The sequence below is a fragment of the Micromonospora halotolerans genome (assembly GCF_032108445.1).
Classification (GTDB): Bacteria; Actinomycetota; Actinomycetes; order Mycobacteriales; family Micromonosporaceae; genus Micromonospora; species Micromonospora halotolerans.
This window is the reverse complement of record NZ_CP134876.1, coordinates 3146208-3166405: the sequence shown is the minus strand read 5'-3', so window position 1 is coordinate 3166405 and position 20198 is coordinate 3146208. Positions and strand designations below refer to the sequence as shown.

General features: G+C 74.9%; 18 protein-coding genes and 1 pseudogene. 6 read left to right on the top strand and 13 right to left on the bottom strand.

The genetic code is table 11. The features are described from left to right. Nucleotides 1–55: 55 nt before the first annotated feature. The 7 genes from RMN56_RS15085 to RMN56_RS15055 form a co-directional block, all read right to left on the bottom strand. Nucleotides 56–1519, bottom strand: a complete 1464-nt coding sequence (locus RMN56_RS15085; protein WP_313724392.1) for an NADH-quinone oxidoreductase subunit N — start codon at nt 1517–1519, stop codon at nt 56–58. Then, on the bottom strand, nt 1516–3024 hold the full coding sequence (locus RMN56_RS15080) for a complex I subunit 4 family protein (protein WP_313724391.1): 1509 nt from the start codon (nt 3022–3024) through the stop codon (nt 1516–1518). The genes RMN56_RS15085 and RMN56_RS15080 overlap by 4 nt, the downstream gene beginning before the upstream one ends. Further along, nucleotides 3021–4949, bottom strand: coding sequence for an NADH-quinone oxidoreductase subunit 5 family protein (locus RMN56_RS15075; RefSeq protein WP_313724390.1), 1929 nt, complete (start codon nt 4947–4949; stop codon nt 3021–3023). The genes RMN56_RS15080 and RMN56_RS15075 overlap by 4 nt, the downstream gene beginning before the upstream one ends. Then, nucleotides 4946–5302 (bottom strand): NADH-quinone oxidoreductase subunit NuoK, encoded by a 357-nt coding sequence (gene nuoK / locus RMN56_RS15070; RefSeq protein ID WP_313724389.1) that lies wholly within the window; start codon nt 5300–5302, stop codon nt 4946–4948. Before nuoK ends, RMN56_RS15075 begins: the two co-directional genes overlap by 4 nt. Then, nucleotides 5299–5880 carry an NADH-quinone oxidoreductase subunit J family protein gene (locus tag RMN56_RS15065; protein ID WP_313724388.1) on the bottom strand — a complete coding sequence of 194 codons (582 nt, stop codon included), beginning with the start codon at nt 5878–5880 and terminating at the stop codon, nt 5299–5301. The genes nuoK and RMN56_RS15065 overlap by 4 nt, the downstream gene beginning before the upstream one ends. Next, nucleotides 5877–6461 carry a NuoI/complex I 23 kDa subunit family protein gene (locus RMN56_RS15060; protein WP_376787299.1) on the bottom strand — a complete coding sequence of 195 codons (585 nt, stop codon included), beginning with the start codon at nt 6459–6461 and terminating at the stop codon, nt 5877–5879. Before RMN56_RS15060 ends, RMN56_RS15065 begins: the two co-directional genes overlap by 4 nt. A gap of 78 nt (nt 6462–6539) precedes the next feature. Further along, complete coding sequence (locus RMN56_RS15055; RefSeq protein WP_313724385.1) at nt 6540–6962, bottom strand: ester cyclase; 423 nt, start codon at nt 6960–6962, stop codon at nt 6540–6542. Nucleotides 6963–7058: 96 nt separating this feature from the next. Here RMN56_RS15055 and RMN56_RS15050 point away from each other — a divergent pair, with 96 nt between their 5' ends. Further along, nucleotides 7059–8114 carry a glutathione S-transferase family protein gene (locus RMN56_RS15050; protein WP_313724384.1) on the top strand — a complete coding sequence of 352 codons (1056 nt, stop codon included), beginning with the start codon at nt 7059–7061 and terminating at the stop codon, nt 8112–8114. Nucleotides 8115–8126: 12 nt separating this feature from the next. Here the strand turns inward: RMN56_RS15050 and nuoH are convergent, their stop codons facing one another. Beyond that, nucleotides 8127–9089, bottom strand: coding sequence for an NADH-quinone oxidoreductase subunit NuoH (gene nuoH / locus RMN56_RS15045; RefSeq protein ID WP_313724383.1), 963 nt, complete (start codon nt 9087–9089; stop codon nt 8127–8129). Between the two features lie 338 nt (nt 9090–9427). Then, nucleotides 9428–10024, bottom strand: a pseudogene (locus RMN56_RS15040) (NADH-quinone oxidoreductase subunit C); the annotation flags it as partial. 113 nt (nt 10025–10137) lie between these two features. Between RMN56_RS15040 and RMN56_RS15035 the strand changes: the two are divergent. Continuing rightward, nucleotides 10138–11184 carry a glucose 1-dehydrogenase gene (locus RMN56_RS15035; RefSeq protein WP_313724382.1) on the top strand — a complete coding sequence of 349 codons (1047 nt, stop codon included), beginning with the start codon at nt 10138–10140 and terminating at the stop codon, nt 11182–11184. A 38-nt stretch (nt 11185–11222) separates the two neighbouring features. On the opposite strand, the gene RMN56_RS15030 is transcribed toward RMN56_RS15035, so the two are convergent. After that, complete coding sequence (locus RMN56_RS15030) at nt 11223–12539, bottom strand: DUF2252 domain-containing protein (protein WP_313724380.1); 1317 nt, start codon at nt 12537–12539, stop codon at nt 11223–11225. Between the two features lie 35 nt (nt 12540–12574). Then, complete coding sequence (locus RMN56_RS15025) at nt 12575–13150, bottom strand: NADH-quinone oxidoreductase subunit B (protein ID WP_313724379.1); 576 nt, start codon at nt 13148–13150, stop codon at nt 12575–12577. Between the two features lie 138 nt (nt 13151–13288). Between RMN56_RS15025 and RMN56_RS15020 the strand changes: the two genes are divergently transcribed. The 4 genes from RMN56_RS15020 (at nt 13289) to RMN56_RS15005 (ending at nt 17225) form a co-directional block, all read left to right on the top strand. Then, nucleotides 13289–13849 carry a SigE family RNA polymerase sigma factor gene (locus RMN56_RS15020; RefSeq protein ID WP_313724378.1) on the top strand — a complete coding sequence of 187 codons (561 nt, stop codon included), beginning with the start codon at nt 13289–13291 and terminating at the stop codon, nt 13847–13849. Further along, nucleotides 13842–15035, top strand: coding sequence for a hypothetical protein (locus tag RMN56_RS15015; protein WP_313724377.1), 1194 nt, complete (start codon nt 13842–13844; stop codon nt 15033–15035). The genes RMN56_RS15020 and RMN56_RS15015 overlap by 8 nt, the downstream gene beginning before the upstream one ends. A gap of 133 nt (nt 15036–15168) precedes the next feature. Next, a complete protein-coding gene (locus tag RMN56_RS15010) occupies nt 15169–16122 on the top strand; it encodes a hypothetical protein (RefSeq protein WP_313724376.1) in 954 nt (317 codons plus the stop codon). 152 nt (nt 16123–16274) lie between these two features. Continuing rightward, on the top strand, nt 16275–17225 hold the full coding sequence (locus RMN56_RS15005) for a hypothetical protein (protein ID WP_313724375.1): 951 nt from the start codon (nt 16275–16277) through the stop codon (nt 17223–17225). Nucleotides 17226–17273: 48 nt separating this feature from the next. On the opposite strand, the gene RMN56_RS15000 is transcribed toward RMN56_RS15005, so the two are convergent. Together RMN56_RS15000 and RMN56_RS14995 are read right to left on the bottom strand one after the other, a co-directional pair. Beyond that, nucleotides 17274–18746: a pyridoxal phosphate-dependent decarboxylase family protein gene (locus tag RMN56_RS15000; RefSeq protein ID WP_313724374.1), complete on the bottom strand. Its 1473-nt coding sequence runs from the start codon at nt 18744–18746 to the stop codon at nt 17274–17276. Nucleotides 18747–18814: 68 nt separating this feature from the next. Continuing rightward, nucleotides 18815–20185 (bottom strand): MFS transporter, encoded by a 1371-nt coding sequence (locus RMN56_RS14995; protein ID WP_313724373.1) that lies wholly within the window; start codon nt 20183–20185, stop codon nt 18815–18817. Nucleotides 20186–20198: the final 13 nt, after the last annotated feature.

Below are 20198 nucleotides of genomic sequence, written 5' to 3'. Positions count from 1 at the left end.
GGCTGGGGATTCCTGTGAGCGCGCTGTGCCGGCCGCCCACCGGGGGACGAAACCGTCAGCGGGCCGCCACGTCGAGCACCAGCTGCGGGGCGAAGCCGAGCACCACGGCCAGCGCGGTGGCGACCCCGAGCGCGACCACCACGAGCCGGCCGGGGCGGACCGCGACCCCGCCGGGAGCGGCGTAGAGGGTGGCGGCCAGGCGCAGGTAGTAGGCCAGCCCGACCACCGCGTTCAGCGCCACCACCAGGGCCAGCCAGCCGGCGTGCCCGGCCAGCAGCGCGCGGACCACGGTCACCTTGGCGAACAGGCCGGCCAGGCCGGGCGGCAGCCCGGCGAGCCCGATGAGGGCCAGCGCGAACGCGCCACCCACCCACGGGTGCCGGCGCGCCGCGCCGCGCAGGTCGGCCAGCGTGCCGCCGTCACCGTCGCCCGGCCGCAGCGCCACCACCGCGGCGAACGCCGCCAGCTCCAGCAGCACGAAGAAGACGGTGTACGCGACGGCCGCGGCGTACGCCCCGGCGCGGGCGTCGGCGGTGCGCCCGGCGGCCAGCGCGAGCGCGCCCAGCGGGGCGAGGATGTAGCCCGCCTGGGCCACCGAGGACCACGCGAGCAGCCGGACCGTACGCCGCTGGCGCAGCGCCACCAGGTTGCCCACGGTCATGGTGAGCACCGCCAGCAACGCCAGCACCGGGCCGGTCACGGTCGCCGGCAGCGCCCGCTGCACCACGGCGAGCAGCGCCACCACGCCACCCAGCTTCGAGGCCGTCGACAGGTACGCGGCCACCGGCAGCGGCGCGCCGTCGTAGGTGGCCGGGGCCCAGGCGTGGAACGGCACCGCGGCGACCTTGAAGGCCAGCCCGGCCACCACCAGCGCCACGGCGACCGTGGTGAGCGGCACGTCGAGCAGGCCCTCCTCGGCGGCGAAGGTCGCGCCGAGCCGGTCGAGGTGGACGCTGCCGGTCACCGCGTAGAGCAGCGCCGCGCCGAGCAGGGTGACCGTGGTGGCCACCACGCTGACCACGAAGAAGGTCACCGCCGCCTCGGCGCCGGCCAGGCTGCCCCGGCGCAGCCCGACCAGCACGTAGAGCGGCAGGGTGAGCGTCTCCAGCGCCACGACCAGGGTGATCAGGTCGCCGGCCGCGCCCAGCACCACGCCGCCGGTCATCGCGCAGGCGAGCAGGAAGCAGTATTCCCCGACCGGGACCCGGCCGGCGCGCAGCAGGGGGCCGGAGAGCGCGAGCACACCGAGGGTGAGCAGCGCGATGACCACCGCGACCAGCGCGGCCCGCCCGGTCCAGAGCCAGGAGCAGTCCGCGCCCACGCAGAAGGTGCGACGTTCGCCGGCCGCGCCGACCAGCGCCGCACCGGCGGCGGTGCCCGCCGCGCCGAGGGCGGCCACGGCCACCGTGGCGACGGCCCGGGCCGCCAGCAGGTCGACCAGGAGCACCAGCACGGCCGTGCCGGCGGCCAGGTAGGCCGGCAGCAGCGCCACGTTGTCCACGCTCTGCACCAGGCTCATCTGGTCACCACTCCCACCAGGGCGCCGACCGGGCCGGAGGCGTAGGACAGGACCAGTGCCGGGGCCAGGCCGACGGCGAGGGCGAGCAGCACCAGCGGCGCCCAGGCGGCCAGCTCCGCCCCGGCCAGGCCCGGCGCGAGCGGGGCCACCGCCGGGCTGGGCCGTCCGTGGGTGACCCGGCGCAGCAACCGCAGGAGGTACGCGGCGGTCAGCGCCCCGCCCAGCGCGGCCAGCACCGCGAGGGTGGTCCACAGTCCGCCGCCCCGCCGGACGGCGGCCACCACGGCGAACGCCTCACCCCAGAAGCCGGCCAGCCCGGGCAGCCCGAGCGAGGCGACCGCCGCGAAGCCGAGCAGCCCGGCCAGCCGGGGCGCGGTCTCCCGCAGCCCGGACAGCTCGGCGAGCGACCCGGTGCGGGTGCGGTCCTTGATCGCCCCGGCCAGGAAGAACAGCAGCCCGGTGATGACGCCGTGCGCGATGTTGCCGATCAGGGCGGCCTGGAGGCCGGTGGCGGTGAGCGTGGCGACCCCGAGCAGCACGAAGCCCATGTGCCCGACGCTGGAGTACGCGATCAGCCGCTTCAGCTCGGACTGCGCGAGGCAGACCAGGCCACCGACCAGGATCGCCGCGACGGCCAGCACCCCGAGCACCGGGGCGGCCCAACGGGCGCCCTCCGGGGCCACCCCGACCGCCACCCGGATCAGCCCGTACGTGCCCATCTTGAGCAGCACCCCGGCCAGGATCACGCTGCCCACCGTGGGGGCCTGGGTGTGCGCGTCGGGCAGCCAGGAGTGCAGCGGCCAGAGCGGGCTCTTCACCGCGAACGCCAGCGCCAGCAGCGTGAACGCGGCGAGCTGGGTGCCCCGGGACAGCCCGGCGCCACCGGTCAGCGTCACCAGGTCGGCGGTGCCGGCGGCGGCGACCACCACGTAGACGCCGACCAGCAGCAGCACCGAGCCGAACAGTGTGTAGAGGGCGAACTTGCGGGCCGCCCGGCGCCGGTCGTCGCCACCCCAGCCGGCGATGATCGCGTACATGGGGAGGAGGACGACCTCGAAGAACAGGAAGAACAGCACCAGGTCGAGGGCGAGGAAGGTGCCCAGGATGCCCACCTCGACCACCAGCAGCAGCGCCACGAGGGCGCGTCCGCTGCCGCCGCCGGCGGGCACCCGCCAGAGCGTGTAGCCGCAGCAGAGCAGGGTGAGCAGCGCGGTGAGCACCACGAGCGGCCAGGAGATGCCGTCGACTCCGAGGTGGAAGCGCAGGTCGAGGCCGGGCACCCAGGACACGTCCACCTGGTGCCAGGCCTGCACGGCCGGCCGGGGGCCGTAACCGAACCAGCCGTGGTCGCCGCCGGCCAGCGGCAGGGCGGCGAGCAGGGTCAGCGCGGCGGCGGCCGTGCCGACCAGCCGGCCGGCCCGGTCGCCGGGGACGGCGGCGGCCGCGACGGCGCCCAGCGCGGGGACCGCGAGGACCGCGACCAGCAGGAACTGCCCGAACGTCATGAGGCCACTCCGATCAGGGCGACCGCGAGGCCGATGAGCAGCGCACCGGCCAGCACCCCGGCCGCCGCGCGGGGCAACGCGGCACGGTGCAGCGCGGCCAGCCCGCCGCCCAGCTCGACCGCGGCCCGGCCGCTGCCCTCCACGAGACCGTCCACCCCGAGCTCGTCCCCGGTGCGCACGACCCGGGCCAGGGCGGTGGTCGGGCGTACCACGAGGGTGTGCTGGACGTCGTCGAGCCGGAACGCGCGGGCGAAGACCGGCCGCAGCGGACCCAGGAAGCGCGCCGGGTCGGCGGCCGGGTCGCGGCGCCAGCCGGCCCAGGCCACACCCGCGCCGACCAGCAGCAGCAGGAACGGCAGGACCAGGTTCGGCGCGAGGTGGACCAGCTCGACGGCCTCGTCGGAGGCGTCGGCCGGCACCCGCAGCCGGTCGGCGAACCAGGGCGCGAAGGCGGCCAGGCCGAGCAGCGCGGCCGGCACCGCGAGCAGCAGCACCGGCCAGCGCAGCACGGCCGGCGGGTCGTGCGGGTGCGCCAGCGGGATCCGGGTCGCGCCGAAGAAGGTCCGCAGCAGCAGGCGGGTGGCGTACCAGGCGGTGACCGCGACGCCGAGCAGCCCGGCCAGCCAGACCAGCCAGCCCACCCAGGCCGGGGCCGGGCCGGCGCCGTCCAGCGCGGCGGCCTGCGCGGCGGCGAGCACCCCGTCCTTGCTCCAGAAGCCGGACAGGGGCGGCACCCCGGCCAGCGCGCCGAGACCGATCAGCATGCACCAGAAGGTCACCGGCATGGCGGCGCGCAGGCCGCCCATCCGCGACATCAGGGTGGTGCCGACGGCGTGGATCACCACGCCGGCCGCCAGGAACAGCAGCGCCTTGAACGCGGCGTGGGTGAGCAGGTGGAACAGGGCCGCCGCGGGAGCGCCGACGGCGAGCGCGCCGGTCATGTAGCCGATCTGGGAGACCGTCGACCAGGCCAGCACCCGCTTGATGTCGTCCTGGGCGGTGGCCGCGAACGCGCCGAGCAGCAGGGTGACCGCCGCCATCACCCCGAGCACGGCCAAAGCGGCCGGGGCCTGCGCGAAGAGCGGGAAGAGTCGGGCCACCGCGTAGACCCCGGCGGCGACCATGGTGGCCGCGTGGATCAGCGCGGAGATCGGGGTGGGGCCGGCCATGGCGTCCGGGAGCCAGGTGTGCAGCGGGAACTGCGCGCTCTTGCCGGCCACCCCGGCGAGCAGCAGCAGGCAGGCCGCGGTGAGCGTGCCGGTCGGGTAGTCGTGGGCCAGCACGTCGGCGATCCGGAAGCTGCCCGCGCCGACGCCGAGCAGGGCGATGCCGAGCAGGAAGCCGACGTCGCCCACCCGGGTGACCAGGAACGCCTTCACGGCGGCGGCCGGCGCCTCGGGCAGCCGTCGGTCGTGGGCGATGAGCAGGTAGGAGCAGATGCCCATCACCTCCCAGCCGACCAGCAGCAGGATCAGGTCGCCGGAGACCACCACGGTCAGCATGGCGGCGGTGAACAGGCTGATCTGGGCGGCGTAGGGCGGGTAGCGGTGGTCCACCTCGACGTCGTCGTGCGGGCCGCGCCGCAGGTAGCCGATCGAGTAGACCTGCACGGCCAGGGCCACCGCGGCCACCGCCACGGCGACCAGCGCGGCCACCCCGTCCAGCCGCCAGCCGAGGGTGACCCGCAGCCCGCCCAGGTCGACCCAGTCGGTGCCGCCCTCGACCGGCCCGTCCACCCGCAGCAGCAGGGCCACCGCCGCGAGCAGCGCGAGCGCCGCGCCGGCCACGCCGAGCGCGATGGCCGCCCGCCGGGCCGGGCTCTCCCCGGTGGCCGCGCCGCGCGGCGACGGCGGCAGCAGCAGCAGCCCGAGCAGGCCGGCGACCAGGGGTACGCCGGGCAGCGCCACCGCGAGCAGTCCGGTCACCTCGCCCCCTCGCCCCGGTCGGCGGCCACCCCGGCGGCCGGCGCCGGCGCCTCGGTGAGCGGCACGTCGTCCACCGTGACGCTGGCCCGCACCCGGTAGAGCTGGAGCACGATGGCCAGCCCCACGCCGATCTCGGCGGCGGCCAGCACGATGACGAAGAGCGCGAAGACCTGGCCGGAGTGCGGCAGCGCCGCCCGGACCGTGGTGTCGGCGGTGACCAGGATGAGGTTGACCGCGTTGAGCATCAGCTCGACGGCCATCAGCACGAGGACGGCGTTGCGGCGGCGCAGCACGCCGTAGACGCCGAGGCCGAACAGCAGGGCGGCGGTGACGTACGGGATGACCGGTCTCACGCGCGCCCGCCCTCGTCGGCGGCGACGACCGGGCGGGCCGGCTCGGCGGCGCCGGCCGGACCGGCGGCCGGAGTTGCGCCGGGGCGGCCGATGTCGGGGCGGGAGAGCACGATCGCGCCGACCAGGGCGGCGAGCAGCAGCACCGACAGCACCTCGAAGGGCAGCACCCAGGAGCGGAACACCTGCTCGCCGAGGCGCTCGGCGGTGCCCGCGGCGGGCAGCTCCACCCGGACCCAGCGGAACGCGTCGACCAGCAGCACGGCCAGGCCCAGGCCGCTGCCGGCGCCGATCAGGGCGGCCGGCCAGCCGGGCCGGTCGAGGTCGTCGGAGGGGCCGATCGGCGCGCGGGTCAGCATCACCGCGAACAGCAGCAGCACCACGACCGCGCCGACGTAGATGAGCACCTGCACCCAGGCCACCAGCTCGGCGCTCAGGACCAGGTAGTCGCCGGCCAGCGCGCCCAGGCAGACCACCAGCCAGAGCCCGGCCCGGACCAGGTGCCGGGTGCCCACCACCAGCGCGCCCGCGCCCACCACCACCGCGCCGAGGGCGAGCAGCAGCACGTCCGCACCCGTCATGACGGCGCGCCCCCGCCCTGCTCGGCGCCGGGTTGCGGGCGGGCCGGGGCCGGACGCGCGGCGGGGGCCGCGGCCTTACGGGCGGCGGTGGTCTCCTCCTTCGAGGGGTCGCCGTGCGGGTCGTGGGCCGGCGGCGGCGGGACGGTGACCATCCACTCGCCGAGATGGTCCTTGTCGTGCAGCAGGTCCTTGATGTCGTACTCGGCGTACTCGAACTCGGGCGACCAGTAGAGCGCGTCGAACGGGCAGACCTCGATGCAGATGCCGCAGTACATGCAGAGCGAGAAGTCGATGTCGAACTTGTCGAGCACGTTGCGCTGGCGGGGGCGGGCGGCGCCGGGGACCGCCACCTCCTCCTTGTGGGAGTCGATGTAGATGCACCAGTCCGGGCACTCGCGCGCGCAGAGCATGCAGACCGTGCAGTTCTCCTCCAGCAGCGCGATCACGCCACGGGAGCGGGGCGGCAGCTCGGGGACGACGTCCGGGTACTGCTGCGTGGTCGAGCGGCGGGCCATCGTCTTCAGCGTGACCGCCAGCCCCTTCACCAGCCCCTCGCCGGGCACGCCGCTGCGCTCACTCATGCCGCCCATCCTGCCCTGTGCCCCCGGCGCGCGCGACCACCACCCGGCGGATCGACCGCCGGCGGACCGCCGGGCCGGTCAGGCGCCGGTGGCCGGCAGCGGCGGGAGCATCTCGACGCCGAGCTGCTGGAGGACCTGGAACAGCTCGTTCACGCTCCACACGTCGACGATCCGGCCGCTCTCGTCGAAGCGGAGGAAGCTCGCCCCCGAGTAGCTCACCACCCGGCCGGTCGGCGGCACCGGGCCGAACTGTCCGGCCTGGGTGCCGGCGGCCCGCCAGTGCACGGCCACCCGGTTGCCGGCGGCCACCACCTCGACGACCTTGTAGCGCAGGTCGGGGAAGGACGCCCGCCGGTCGCGGTGCCAGGCCAGGGTGGCCTCCGGGCCGGTGCCGCCCAGCCCCGGGCAGTCCTCGGCGATCAGGTCGTACGCGCTCTCCTCGCGGCCGGCGTTCCACACGTCGGCGATGAAGCGTCGGGCCGCCGCCTCCACATCCGTCACCGCGGCAGCCTAGCCCCGGTCGTCCCGGGTCGGCCTGCCGGAAGCCGGCGGAGCGACCATGATGGGACGCGGAACGCGACATCCTCGGGAGGCGGCGTGGGCGGCAACGGTGACCAGATCCTCGACCGGACCGGTGGCAAGTACGTCGAGCCGGGCGGCGAGTTCACCCGGGACCAGCGGTACATCGCCACCCGGATCACCGCGGACGGGTCGAGCGGCTGGCCGGTGGAGGCGGGCCGGTACCGGCTGGCGGTCAGCCGGGCCTGCCCGTGGGCGAACCGGCTGATCATCGTCCGGCGGCTGCTCGGGCTGGAGGACGCCATCTCGATGGCGGTGGCCGGGCCCACCCACGACAAGCGCAGCTGGACCTTCGACCTCGACCCGGGCGGCCGGGACCCAGTGCTCGGCATCGAGCGGCTGGCCGAGGCCTACTTCAAACGCTTCCCCGGCTACGAGCGGGGCATCACGGTGCCGGCCATGGTCGACGTGCCGACCGGGCAGGTGGTCACCAACGACTACGCGCAGATGAGCCTGGACCTGTCGACGGAGTGGACCGCCCACCACCGGCCGGGCGCGCCGGAGCTGTACCCGGAGCGGCTGCGGGGCGAGATCGACGAGGTCAACGCGGTCGTCTTCGCGGACGTGAACAACGGCGTCTACCGGTGCGGCTTCGCCGGCAGCCAGGAGGCGTACGAGCGGGCGTACCACCGGCTCTTCGACCGGCTGGACTGGCTGACCGAGCGGCTGACCGGGCAGCGCTACCTGGTCGGCGACACGATCACCGAGGCGGACGTCCGCCTGTTCACCACGCTGGTCCGCTTCGACCCGGTCTACCACGGCCACTTCAAGTGCAACCGGCAGAAGCTGACCGAGATGCCGGTGCTCTGGGCGTACGCGCGGGACCTGTTCCAGACCCCGGGCTTCGGCGACACCGTCGACTTCGACCACATCAAGCGGCACTACTACGAGGTGCACCGGGACATCAACCCGACGGGGGTGGTGCCGCTCGGCCCGGACCTGGCGAACTGGCTCACCCCGCACGGGCGGGAGCAGCTCGGCGGCCGCCCGTTCGGCGACGGCACGCCGCCGCTGCCCGCGCCGCCGGACGAGCGCGTCGACCCGGACCACACCCCGCTGCGCGACGCGGCCTGAACCCGCCCGTCCTCAGATCGCCAGGCGGACGGCGGCGGTCAACACGAGCTGGGCCAGGGCCAGCGGGACGAGCACCAGCCAGCACAGGCGCTGGAGCTGGTCCTCGCGCAGCCGCGGGTAGCTCACCCGGAGCCAGATGATCACGAACGCGACGGCGAACACCTTGAGCAGGGTCCAGAGCCAGCCGAGCTGGGCGTCGGCGAACGGACCCTGCCAACCGCCGAGGAACAGCACCGTGGTCAGCGCGGCGATCACCACGATGCCCACGTACTCGGCGAGCAGGAAGAACGCGAAGCGCAGGCCGGTGTATTCGGTCATGTAGCCGAAGACCAGCTCGGAGTCGGCCACCGGCATGTCGAACGGGGGTCGGCGGATCTCGGCCAGCCCGGCCACGAAGAAGATCACCATGGCCGGCGCCTGCCAGAGCAGCCACCAGGGGCGCCACGCCTCCACGATGCCGGGCAGGCTGAGCGTGCCGGCCGCCATCGCCACCGAGGCGGCGGCCAGCACCAGCGGCAGCTCGTAGCCGAGGAGCTGGGCCGCCCCGCGCAGCCCGCCGAGCAGGCTGTACTTGTTGGCCGAGGCCCAGGCCGACATGAGCACGGCGAGCACCCCGATGCCCACCACGGCCAGCACGAAGAACAGGCCGATGTCCAGCGGCTGCCCGACCAGGTCCCCCGGACCGAGCGGGATCACCAGCAGGGCGAGCAGGTAGGGCACCAGGGCCACCGCCGGGGCCAGCCGGAACACCGGCCGGTCCGCCTCGCGGGGGGTGACGTCCTCCTTCTGCACGAACTTGATGCCGTCGGCGACGAGCTGCGCCCAGCCGTGGAAGCCGCCCGCGTACATCGGGCCGAGCCGGCCCTGCATGTGAGCCATCACCTTGTGCTCGGCCTGGCCCACGATCAGCGGCAGGGTGAGGAACGCGACCAGGACGCCCACCACCCGGAGGATCAGCTCCAACCAGTCCGGCATCAGCCCTCCCCCTCCTCGGCGTCGGCGCCCGGCGCCGGCCGGGCCGGGCCGGGCGGCGGCTCCTCCCGCGCGGGTCCGGTGGGCCGCTCGCCGGGCACCGGACGCCCGAGCGCACCGGGCTCCTCCGGCGGTGGGGCGGGCTCCCGGCGGGCCGGGCCGGTCGGCCGGCTCGCGGTGGGGCCCTCGTCCGCGGTGGGGCGGGCCGCGCGATCGCCCGGAGCGGGGCGCGCCGGGCCCTCGCCGGCGGCGGGACGGGCTGGCCGCTCACCCGGGGCCGGCCGCGCCGGGCGTTCCCGGGCGGGCCGCGCCGGCGTACCCCCGCGGGGGCCCTCGCCCACGCCGGCCGCGCCGGCCGGCGTGGGCGTAGTCCCCCACTCGCCCGGCGCGGGCACGCCCGGGGGCCGGATCGGTCGGCGGCCGCCGCCGGCCTCCGACTCGCCGGGTTCCTTGGCGCCCGGCCACGGCTTGGCGACCCGGGAGGCGAGCACGAACTCCTTGCGCAGCGGGTGGCCCTCGAACTCCGGCGGTAGCAGCAGCGGCCGCAGCTCGCCGTGCCCGTCGAAGCCGATGCCGAACATCTCGTGGGTCTCCCGCTCGTGCCAGGCCGCACCGGGGAAGACGTCCACCACGGACGTCACGACCGGCGTCTCCCGGGGCACCCGGGTGCGCAGCAGCAGCCCGTGCCGGTGCCGGATCGACCAGAGGTGGGCCACCACGTCGAAGCCGTCGGCCAGCTCGTCGACCGCGGACAGCCAGTCGAAGAAGTCGCAGTCCAGCTCGGCGTCGTCGCGCGCCGCGCGCACCGCGTCGCGCCAGCTCGCCGGGGGTACGTCGACGGTGGCGCGGGCGTGCCCCTGACCGCCGGAGACCGACGCGGTGGCCTCCACGGGCGCGAGCAGCGCGACCACCCGCCGGCCGACCTCTTCCGGAGTCATGCCGCTGATCCTAGGGCCGGCGACCGGGAGGCGTGTCGGGCCGTCCACGCTCCCCCGGGCCGGATCCGCCGCTTTGCCGGGCGCTCGGGCCTCCGGCGGGGAAGGATGAACCCGTGCGCGCTGTCACTGTGGCTCCCGGAGTTTCCGACTCGCTGCGCCTCGACGAGGACTGGCCCGAGCCGGCCCCGGAGGAGGGCGCGATCCTGGTCCAGGCCCTCGCGGTCGGCGTCTGCGGGACCGATCAGGAGATCATCGCGGGCGAGTACGGCGAGGCCCCGCCAGGCCAGGACCGGCTGGTGCTCGGGCACGAGTCACTCGGCCGGGTGCTGGAGGACCCGACGGGCACGCTCAAGCCCGGCGACCTCGTGGTGGGGATCGTCCGGCACCCCGACCCGGTGCCCTGCCCGAACTGCGCGGTCGGCGAGTGGGACATGTGCCGCAACGGCCGCTACACCGAGCACGGCATCAAGGGGCTGCCCGGCTTCGCCCGCGACCGCTGGCGGGTGCAGCCGAGGTTCGCCGTCGGCCTGGACCCGGCGCTCGCCCCGGTCGGCATGCTGCTGGAACCGACAAGCGTGGTGGCGAAGGCCTGGGACCACATCGAGCGGATCGCCAGCCGGGCCGTGTGGCAGCCGCAGAGCGTGCTGGTCACCGGGGCCGGCCCGATCGGGCTGCTGGCCGCCCTGCTGGGCATCCAGCGCGGGCTGTCGGTGCACGTGCTGGACCGGAACAAGACCGGTCCGAAGCCGGAGCTGGTCCGCTCGCTCGGCGCGACCTACCACACCTCGACGGTGGCGGAGCTGGACTTCGCGCCGGACGTGGTGGTGGAGTGCACCGGCGCCCCGGTGGTGGTGCTGGACGCGATGACCAAGGCCGGGACGAACGGCATCGTCTGCCTGACCGGGGTGTCCAGCGGCGGCCGGACCATCGAACTCGACGCGGGGGCGCTCAACCGGGAGCTGGTGCTGGAGAACAACGTGGTGTTCGGCTCGGTGAACGCCAACCGCCGGCACTGGGAGCTGGCGGCGGAGGCGCTCGCCCGCGCCGACCAGTCCTGGCTGAACTCGCTGGTCACCCGCCGGGTGCCGATCTCCTCGTACGCCGACGCGTACACCTTTACGGGCTCGGACATCAAGGTGGTGCTCGACTTCGAGCAGTGAGGCGGGGCACCGGGCACGGGCACCGGCGCCCCGGGACCTCAGATGCCGGGCAACCGGCCGTTGCGGAACAGGTCCACGAAGAGCTGGTGGTCCTCGCGGGCCCGGATGCCGTAGCGGTGCGCGAAGTCGATCAGGTGGTCGACGAAGCCCTCCACGTCGGCGTCCACCACGGCGACGATCGCCTCCTCGGTGGAGTAGTCCACCAGGTCGTGGCTGGACTCGTCGTCGGCCACCGAGTGCATCCGGGCCACCGCCCGGCCCAGGTCGGTGAGCACCCCGGCGAGTTCCTCGGGCTCGTTGACGTCGGCCCAGTCGAGGTCGGCCGCGTACGGGGAGACCTCGGCGACGAGCTGGCCGGCCCCGTCCAGCTCGGTGAAGCCCAGCCACGGATCGGCGTGCGCCTGCAACGCCCGCTGCGACTCGGCGGTGCGGTGCCCCTGGTGCAGGAAGTACGAGCGGACCCGCTCGTCGTCGATGTGCCGCGCCACCGCCGGCACCTGCGCCTGCTTCATGTAGATGACGACGTCGTTCTCCAGCGCCTGGGTGTGCCCCTCCAGCAGGAGGTTGTACGAGGGCAGCCCGGCCGAGCCGATGCCCACACCCTTGCGCAGCACGACGTCCTTGATGTTGGTGGCGACCGGGCGGAGCCGGGCGGTGGCCGCCGGCAGGGTGCCCAGGTAGTCCTGGAACGCGGCACACACCTGCTCCCGGGTCGCGGCGTCGACCTCGAAGACCCCGTCGCCGAGGGAGAACCGGCGCTCGTAGTTGTCGATGGTGGTCTGCGTGGCGAGCAGGTCGACCCGGGTGTTCAGCCGGGCCTGCTGGAGCACCCGGCGCAGCACCCCGTCGGCGTTCTCCAGCGTGATCGAGCCGATCGCGTCGTCGCCGCCGGCCGCGATGGCCCGCAGCTCGGCCAGGTACGACCGGGCGAAGCCGGCCACCAGCTCCCCGATCACCCGGTCGGAGAGCGCCTTGGCGTAGCCGAGCAGGGCCACGCTGGCGGCGAAGCGCTTCAGGTCCCACGAGAACGGCCCGACGTACGCCTCGTCGAAGTCGTTGACGTTGAACACGAGCTGCCCGGAGGCGTTCATGTAGGTGCCGAAGTTCTCGGCGTGCAGGTCGCCGTGGATCCACACCCGGCTGGTCCGGTCGTCGAGGTACCGGTCGCTGGCGAAGTCGCCGCGCTGGTCGGCGTAGAAGAGCGAGGCGCTGCCCCGGTAGAAGGCGAACGGGGAGGCGGCCATCTTGCGGAACTTGCGGCGGAACGCCGCCGGGTCGATCGCCATCGACGCGCCGAACTCCTCGGTGAGCACGTCGACGATGAAGGCGGAACGCTTGTCCGCGGAGTCGGTCATGAGCGCAGGCTAGCCCCGCGCCGCCACCTCGCGGCTCAGCCAGCCGGGGGACGTACCGGGGGCGCCGTGAGGGATTGCACCGGCCGGGGGGTGCTCTCCGCGGGCCGGGGGTCGACCGGCGGGGCGAGCCGGTCCGGGCGGGGCACGCCGCCGACACCGGACTGCTCGGCGGCGATCTTCTCCTGGAGGCGGAGGATGCCGTGCAGCAGCGCCTCCGGGCGGGGCGGGCAGCCGGGCACGTAGACGTCGACCGGGATGAGCTGGTCGACACCCTTCGTCACCGAGTAGGAGTCCCAGTAGGGTCCGCCACAGTTCGAGCAGGCGCCGAACGAGATCACGTACTTCGGCTCGGGCATCTGGTCGTAGAGCCGCTTGACGGCCGGAGCCATCTTGTCCGTGACCGTGCCGGAGACCACCATGAGGTCGGCCTGGCGGGGACCGTGGGCGAACGGGATCACGCCGAGCCGCATGAAGTCGTGCCGGCCCATGCTGGTGGCGATGAACTCGATGGCACAGCAGGCCAGCCCGAAGTTGAACACCCAGAGGGAGTAGCGGCGGCCCCAGTTCAGCACGAACCGGATCGGCTCGCCGAGCACGGCCGGCACCTGCACCTCGGGCCTCCCTCCCTCGCCTGTCTCCGGATTGACAGTCAACCACAGCGCCGGAGCGGGCAACCGGCGCAACCTGCGGCCGCGTCGGGGCGTGTGACGGGCGTGACCGCGTTCGCGGCACCGCACGGGGAGGACCACATGACGGTGACGAGGGAGCCGCGGCTGGACGAGCCGCCACCCGAGGGGACAGCCGGGTGCCCGGACGAACGCGGGGCGGTCGACTTCGACGGGCTCTACCATGCGCACTTCCGGTCCCTGACGCTCCAGCTCGCCGCGTACTGCGGTGACCTGTCGCAGGCGCAGGACCTGGTGCAGGAGGCGTTCTGCCGGGCGTTCTCCCGCTGGTCGCGGGTGTCCCGCTACGACGACCCGGTGGCCTGGGTCCGCCGGGTCGCCTGGAACCTGGCCACCAGCCGGTGGCGGCGGCTGCGCACGGCCCAGTCCTGGCTGCACCGGCAGCGCGAGGAGCACGTGCCCGGTCCGGGCCCGGACCGGGTGGCGCTGACCGCCGCGCTGGCCCAGTTGCCCACCACCCAGCGGCGCGCCGTGGTGCTGCACTACCTGGCCGATCTCACGGTGGGGCAGATCGCGGAGCAGGAGGGGGTGCCGGAGGGCACGGTCAAGTCCTGGCTGCACCGGGGACGGGTCGCGCTGGCGGCCCAGCTCACCACCACGAACGAGGTGAACCACCATGAGTGAGCTCGACGACATCCTGGTCAGCGGCGAGTTCGCCGCGTTCCGCGAGGCGTACGCCCCGGCGGTGCAGCCGGCCGGGACGGCCGCGGTGCGGGAGACCGTCCGCCGCCGGCGCCGGCGGGCCGCCGTGGTGACCGCGGCGGCCGTGGTGCTCGCCGTGGCGATCCCGGTGGGCGCGAACGCCGCCCTGCACGGACCCGAACCGACACCGGGACCGGCACAGACCGCCACCCCGACCCCGTCGCAGACCACGCCGTCCCCGTCGCCGTCCTCGTCTCCGACGCCGAGCGCGGCCGACCCGACCCCGACCACGCCGAACGGCCGGATCAGCCGCTCGCAGCTGCTCGCCGCCCGGATCGATCTGCCGACCTGGCGGCCCGGCCCGGTGTGCACGGCAGGACCGACGCGGATCGCGGGCACCTACCGGAACGAGGGCGACGTCCTGCTGGACGGCCTCGCCTACGGCGATGTGGACGGTGACGGCGCGATCGAGACGGTCGCCCTGCTCCGCTGCCTCATCTTCCAGAGCGGCCCGTCCCAGGTGGTGGTCCTCGACCGGGATTCCGCCGGCCGGATCGTCGTCGTCGGCCAGGTGACCCGTTCCGAGGCTCCGAGCCCACAATGGCTGCTGGGCGTGCAGGTCGCCGGCAACGGCACGGTCCGGGTGGAGATGGCCGACATCGGGCCGGGCGGCGGCTGGTCGCTGGACTGGTCGCAGCGCCAGTGGCGGGGCTACCGGTGGACCGGCAAGCGCTTCACCCAGGTCGACGGCCCCTCCTCGTTCGGCCCGAACAAGCATCTGGTCGACCTGACCGTGACGGCCGGCGACGTGGCCTGGGGCGCGAAGGACGCCGACGGCACGCGTACCGGCACGATCACCGTCACGGTGCGGAACCTGAGTGAGGTCCCGGCGAAGCTGGTCGAGCTGCACCTGCGGATGCAGGTGGGGACCGTCGCGGACGGCGGCGACTGGCCGGAATGCCAGGGCGGGGCGCCGCCGAAGGGCCGCATCACCTGCCGACTCGGCCCGCTCGGCCCGGGCGCCGAGCGCACCTTCCAGTTCGGGCTCCGGAACTCCAACACGGCCAGCGGGACCGGCATCGCCGAGATCAAGCCGGTCGGCACCGACGCCGACCCGTTGCTGGATCCGTCGTGGGAGAACAACGAGGACCGCTACCGGTACCAGTGATCCGGACCAGCGGTCCGACGTGTCGCATCGCTGACAGATGTCGGTGCAACCGGACCGGTGTCCGAGACGTGCTACGGGAACACACCGCGGCGGACGACCCGTCGCGGCAACGGGGATCACGGGAGGACCTCACATGACAACACGCAACGGACGCCGGCTGGCCGTCGCCCTGCTCGGCTCGGCCACGGCGCTGCTGGCACTCGCCGCACCCGCCGCGGCCGCGCCGGCCGGCCGCAGCCCCGGCGCCGACGTCTCCGTGGGACGGTTGGTGCTCGAGCCGACGGAGCGCGGCTACCAGGGCAGCCTGCCGGTCACGGTGACCAACCGCGGTCCGGCCGCCACGTACTTCAGCATCCACGTGGTGGAACCGGTCGCCGGCTCGCTGGGCAACCTGAGCCCGGAGGAGGCGTGCGGCTTCGGAGCGCCGGAGGGCAACCGGCGGACCGCCACCTGCGGGGTGCCCGGCGGCGACATCGCACCGGGCGAGAGCCGGTCGTTCTCGATCGCCTTCGCGGTGCTCACCCCGACCCGGGACGTCGCGATGATCGCGAAGGGCGGCCGGATCTCGGTGAACGTCGGCGACGGCGCGGAGGAGGTCGCCGACCGGGCCACCTTCGCCGCCCGCTTCCGCTCCGCCTCGGGTTCCCTGCGCAACCCGGTGCCGTACGTGCAGGACAGCCAGGCCCGCGCCTCGATCACCACGGCCGGCGCCGTGACGCTGAGCCGACAGGAGGACGGCAGCTACCTGGGCCGGTTGCCGGTGACCGTCCGGTGGGCCGGTGACGCCGCGCACGAGCTCCTCTGGGCTGACGCGACGGGGCTGCCCGCGGGCGTGGTGATCTGGGGCACCGACCCGCAGGACATGCCGGGCTTCTTCACCAACTTCGTGGTGCCGGGCGGCCGCTTCATGACCGGCGAGCAGCGGAGCTTCGACGTGCTGCTCCGCGCCGAACCGGAGACCGTCCCGGGTGACCTCGGCACCGTCACGTTCCAGCTCAACACCCAGTGGTACGGCGAGACGGTGACCGACGCCGACCCGGCCGACAACACCGCCTCCTTCACCGTCACGGCGGCCGACGCGAGCTGACTGTCCACGAGGGCCCGGGACGCCGTGTTCCGGGCCCTCGCGGCGGCACCGTCCGTTTCGTCCCACCGGGGCACCGGCCCGGGGGGCCCTCGATATCGTGCGTCGGAGGCTCGCCGGGGACGGCGAGCCGTCACATCACGGGGAGGAACACCATGTCCGTCACCATGCCCGCGGGCCGCCGGGTGGCCGCCGGCCTGCTCGGCTCCGCGCTGGCGCTGCTCGCCGCCGGAGTCCCGGCCGCCGCCGCACCGACCGAATCCACCGGCACGTTCTCCGTCACCGCCCAGCGGCTGGTGCTGGAGCCCACCGACGGGGGCTACGTCGGCACGTTGAACGCCAGCGTCACCAACAACGGACCGACCGCCACCCAGTTCACCCTGGCGGTCCGGGAACCGGCCGGCGCCTCGTTCGGCCAGCTCGACCCGTCTGAGGCCTGCTGGTGGTCCGGCTCGGCGGACGGCGTACGCCTCCAGGTTTCGTGCGGCGGCAGCACCACCCGGCTCGAGCCCGGCGCCACCCAGCAGTACCGCGTGAGCTTCCAGGTCCGCACCACACCGCGCGACTACGCCATGATCGTGGACGACGGCTACGTCGGCGTGCTCGTGGACTCGGAGCAGCCGGTGGCCAGCGCCCCCTTCACCACCCTCTTCCGCTCCACGAAGGGCAGCATCAAGAAGCCCCGGCCGTACGTGCAGGCGAGCCAGACCGACATCTCGCTCAACGCCGGCGCGCTCCACCTCGACCGGCTGGCCGACGGGAGCCTCCAGGGCCGGATGCCGCTGACCGTCCGGTACGGCAACGACGCCCCCTCGTTCAACCTCGGCATCCTCGCGAGCCTGCCGGCGGGCGTCGTGATCAGAGGCATCGAGCCGGCGGGCGACATGCCGTGGTTCCCGGACTCGTTCAGCGTGCCCGGCGGGCGGTTCATGCCGGGCGAGGAGCGGAGTGTGGACGTCATCCTCACCGCGCCGGCCGGCACTCCCGCCGGTGACCTGGGCACCGGTTCCTACACGGCCTCCTCCGACTTCCCGGTCAGCCTGACCGACGTGAGCCCGGCGGACAACACCGCCTCGTTCACCGTGACGGCGGCCGACGCGAGCTGATCCTCCGCGAGGGCCCGGGACCGCAGGGTTCCGGGCCCTCGTCGTGGGTCACCAGGCCGGGCGCTGAAGCAGCCCGACGAACTCCACGAGCAGCCGCTCCCGCAGCCGGACCGGGGCCGCGTCGAGCAGTGTGTTCACGGCCGCCATCCGGTCCGCCGGCCCGGCGCCGAGTCCCAGGCCGGCGGCGAGCCCGGCGATCAGGTCGGGGGTGAGCGCCTCCGGGGTGAGGCTGCCGGCGAGCGCCAGCAGTTCCGGCGGCAGCACGACCGGCCCGGCCTTACGGGCCGCCGCCACCGCCTCGGCCAGCGCCGGGCCGAACTCGGCCACCCGCGGGGCCACCGCCGCCGTCACGGTGAGGTGCACGCTGGCCGGCAGGCCGGCGTACGCGAGCTGCGGCTGGGTGTGCCAGCCCCGGGCGGTCAGCTCGTCCACCAGCACGAACAGGTCCAGCCCCGGGTCGTCGGCGGTGAAGCAGACCACCGTCGACTCCGGCTCGGCCACCAGCCGTAACCCGTCGACCGCGCGGACCGCGTCGGCCAGCCCGGCGACCGCGTCCCGGGTCAGCGCGGCCAGCTGCAGGTAGCCGTCCTCGCCGAGGTGCCGCAGGGTGGCGTACGCGGCGGCGATCGGCCCGCCCGACCGGGTCGAGGCGATCACCGGGTTGACCATCGTGTAGCCGGGCCAGTCGGCGTACGCGAAGAACTGCGGCGCGCGCAGCCCCGCGTCCCGGTGCAGCAGCACCGACACCCCCTTCGGGGCGTACGCGTACTTGTGCAGGTCGACCGAGATCGAGGTGACCCCGGGCACGGCGAAGTCGAACGGGGGCACCGGGGCGCCGAGCCGGCGCAGCCACGGCAGCGTCCAGCCGCCGAAGCAGGCGTCCACGTGGCAGCGCACGCCGGCCGCCGCGGCCACGGCCGCGATCTCCGCGACCGGGTCGACGACGCCGTGCGCGTACGACGGGGCGGAGGCGACGACCAGGACGGTCTCGGGGCGGATCGCGGCGGCCACGTCGGCGACGGCCGGGCGCAGGGTCACCGGGTCGACCGGCACCGGGTCGAGGGCCACCCGCAGGTAGTGGGCCGCCTTGGCGAAGGCGGCGTGCCCGCTGACCGGCACCACGATGCGCGGCTCGGCGAGGTCGGGCCGGGCGTCCCGGGCCGCCTTGACGGCCAGGATCAGCGACTCGGTGCCGCCGCTGGTGACGCTGCCGACCACGTCCGGCGCGGACGTGCCGGGGCCGCCGCCGAGCAGCCCGGCGGCCGCCGCGACCACCGCATTCTCCATGGCCAGCAGGGACGGGAAGGCGGTCGGGTCCAGGCCGTTGACGTGGGCGCTCTCGGCGTGCGCGGCCTGCGCCAGCTCGTCCAGCCCGGCCACACCGGGGTCGTAGACGTAGGCGAACAGCCGCCCTCCGTGCGTCGGCCGGTCGGCCGCCCGCAGCGCCCGGATCTCGTCGAGCACCCGCGCGGCGGGCACCCCCTCGACGGGCAGCGCGCCCGTCCCTGCCGTGTCGGTCATCGGTCTGGGGTCGTTCCTCTCGTGACGGTCCGCGGCACGCACCGGCCGGTCGGACGGGTACGCGTGGCTCACGCCCGCGCCGCCGGCGCGACCCCGCCGGGGGTGGGTGCGGCGGCCAGCTGGGCCGGGGTCAGGGTGTAGCCGCGCAGCAGCACCACCGGGGCGGCGACCAGCAGGGCCGGCAGGACGGTGAAGCCGAGCAGCACGCCGAGCCGGGCGGTCGAGGACTGGGCCGCCGCGATCCCGGTCGACGAGGACACGTAGCCGGAGAGCTGGAGGACCAGGCCGTAGATGCCGGGTCCGAGGGCCAGGCCGAAGGTCTCCCCCGCGGTCCACAGCCCGGTGAACACGCCGGCCTGCCGGCGGCCGGTGCGGACCGTGTCGTAGGCGATGCAGTCGGGCAGCATGGCCAGCGCGAAGACCTGCTGGCCGGCGTAGCCGACCCCGATCAGGGCGACCACGGCGTAGACCCCGGCGGGCGGAAGGGCGGGTGCGGCGACCAGGGCGAGCGCGCCGGCCGCGAAGATCAGCGAGGCGGCGACCAGGGCGGCGCGCTTGCCCAGCCGGGCGCCGGCCCGGGTCCAGAGCGGCATGACCAGCAGCGCCGGGCCGACGAAGCAGGCGAAGAGCAGGGTCGGCCCGCTGTCCGGGGCGCGGAGCACCTGGTCGGCGAAGTACTTCACCCCGGCCAGCACGGTCGCCACCCCGGCGGACTGGATCACGAAGCAGACCAGCAGCACCCGGAACGGCCGGTTCCGGCCGGCGACCGCGAGCTGGGCGCGCAGGCTCGGCTCGCTCTCCCCCACCGTGCCGGTCGGCGCGGACCGGGTGCCGAGGAACGCGCCGACCGTGCCGGCCACGATCAGCGCCGCCACGAACAGGCCCATCCAGCGGTGCCCGGGCACGCCGTCGCCGCCGGCGGTCACCACGGCCGGGGCCACCGCGCCGGAGACCAGGATGGCCAGCGCGAGGACCGCGATCCGCCAGCTCATCAGCCGGGTACGCTCCGCCGGGTCGTCGGTCAGCTCGGCGGGCATGGCCACGTAGGGCACCTGGAAGAACGCGAACGCGGTCGCGGTGGCCAGGAACGCCACGGCCACGTACGTCCCGGCGGCCGGGCCGGACCCGAACGGCGCCGCGAAGATCGAGGCGAAGAGCAGGGCCAGCGCGAGCCCGCCGCCGAGCAGCCAGGGCCGGCGCGCGCCCCAGCGGGACCGGGTCCGGTCGGAGATCCGCCCGGCGACCGGGTTGACCAGCACGTCCCAGGCCTTGGGCAGGAGCACCAGCAGGGCGGCCACCCCGGCCGCGACGCCCAGCGTGTCGGTGAGGTACGGCAGCAGGAGCAGCCCGGGCACCGTGCCGAACGCGCCGGTGACCAGCGAACCCAGCGCGTATCCGGCGTGCACCCGGCGTGGCAGGCTCCCGCCCGTTCCTGTCATGGAGCCGAATGCT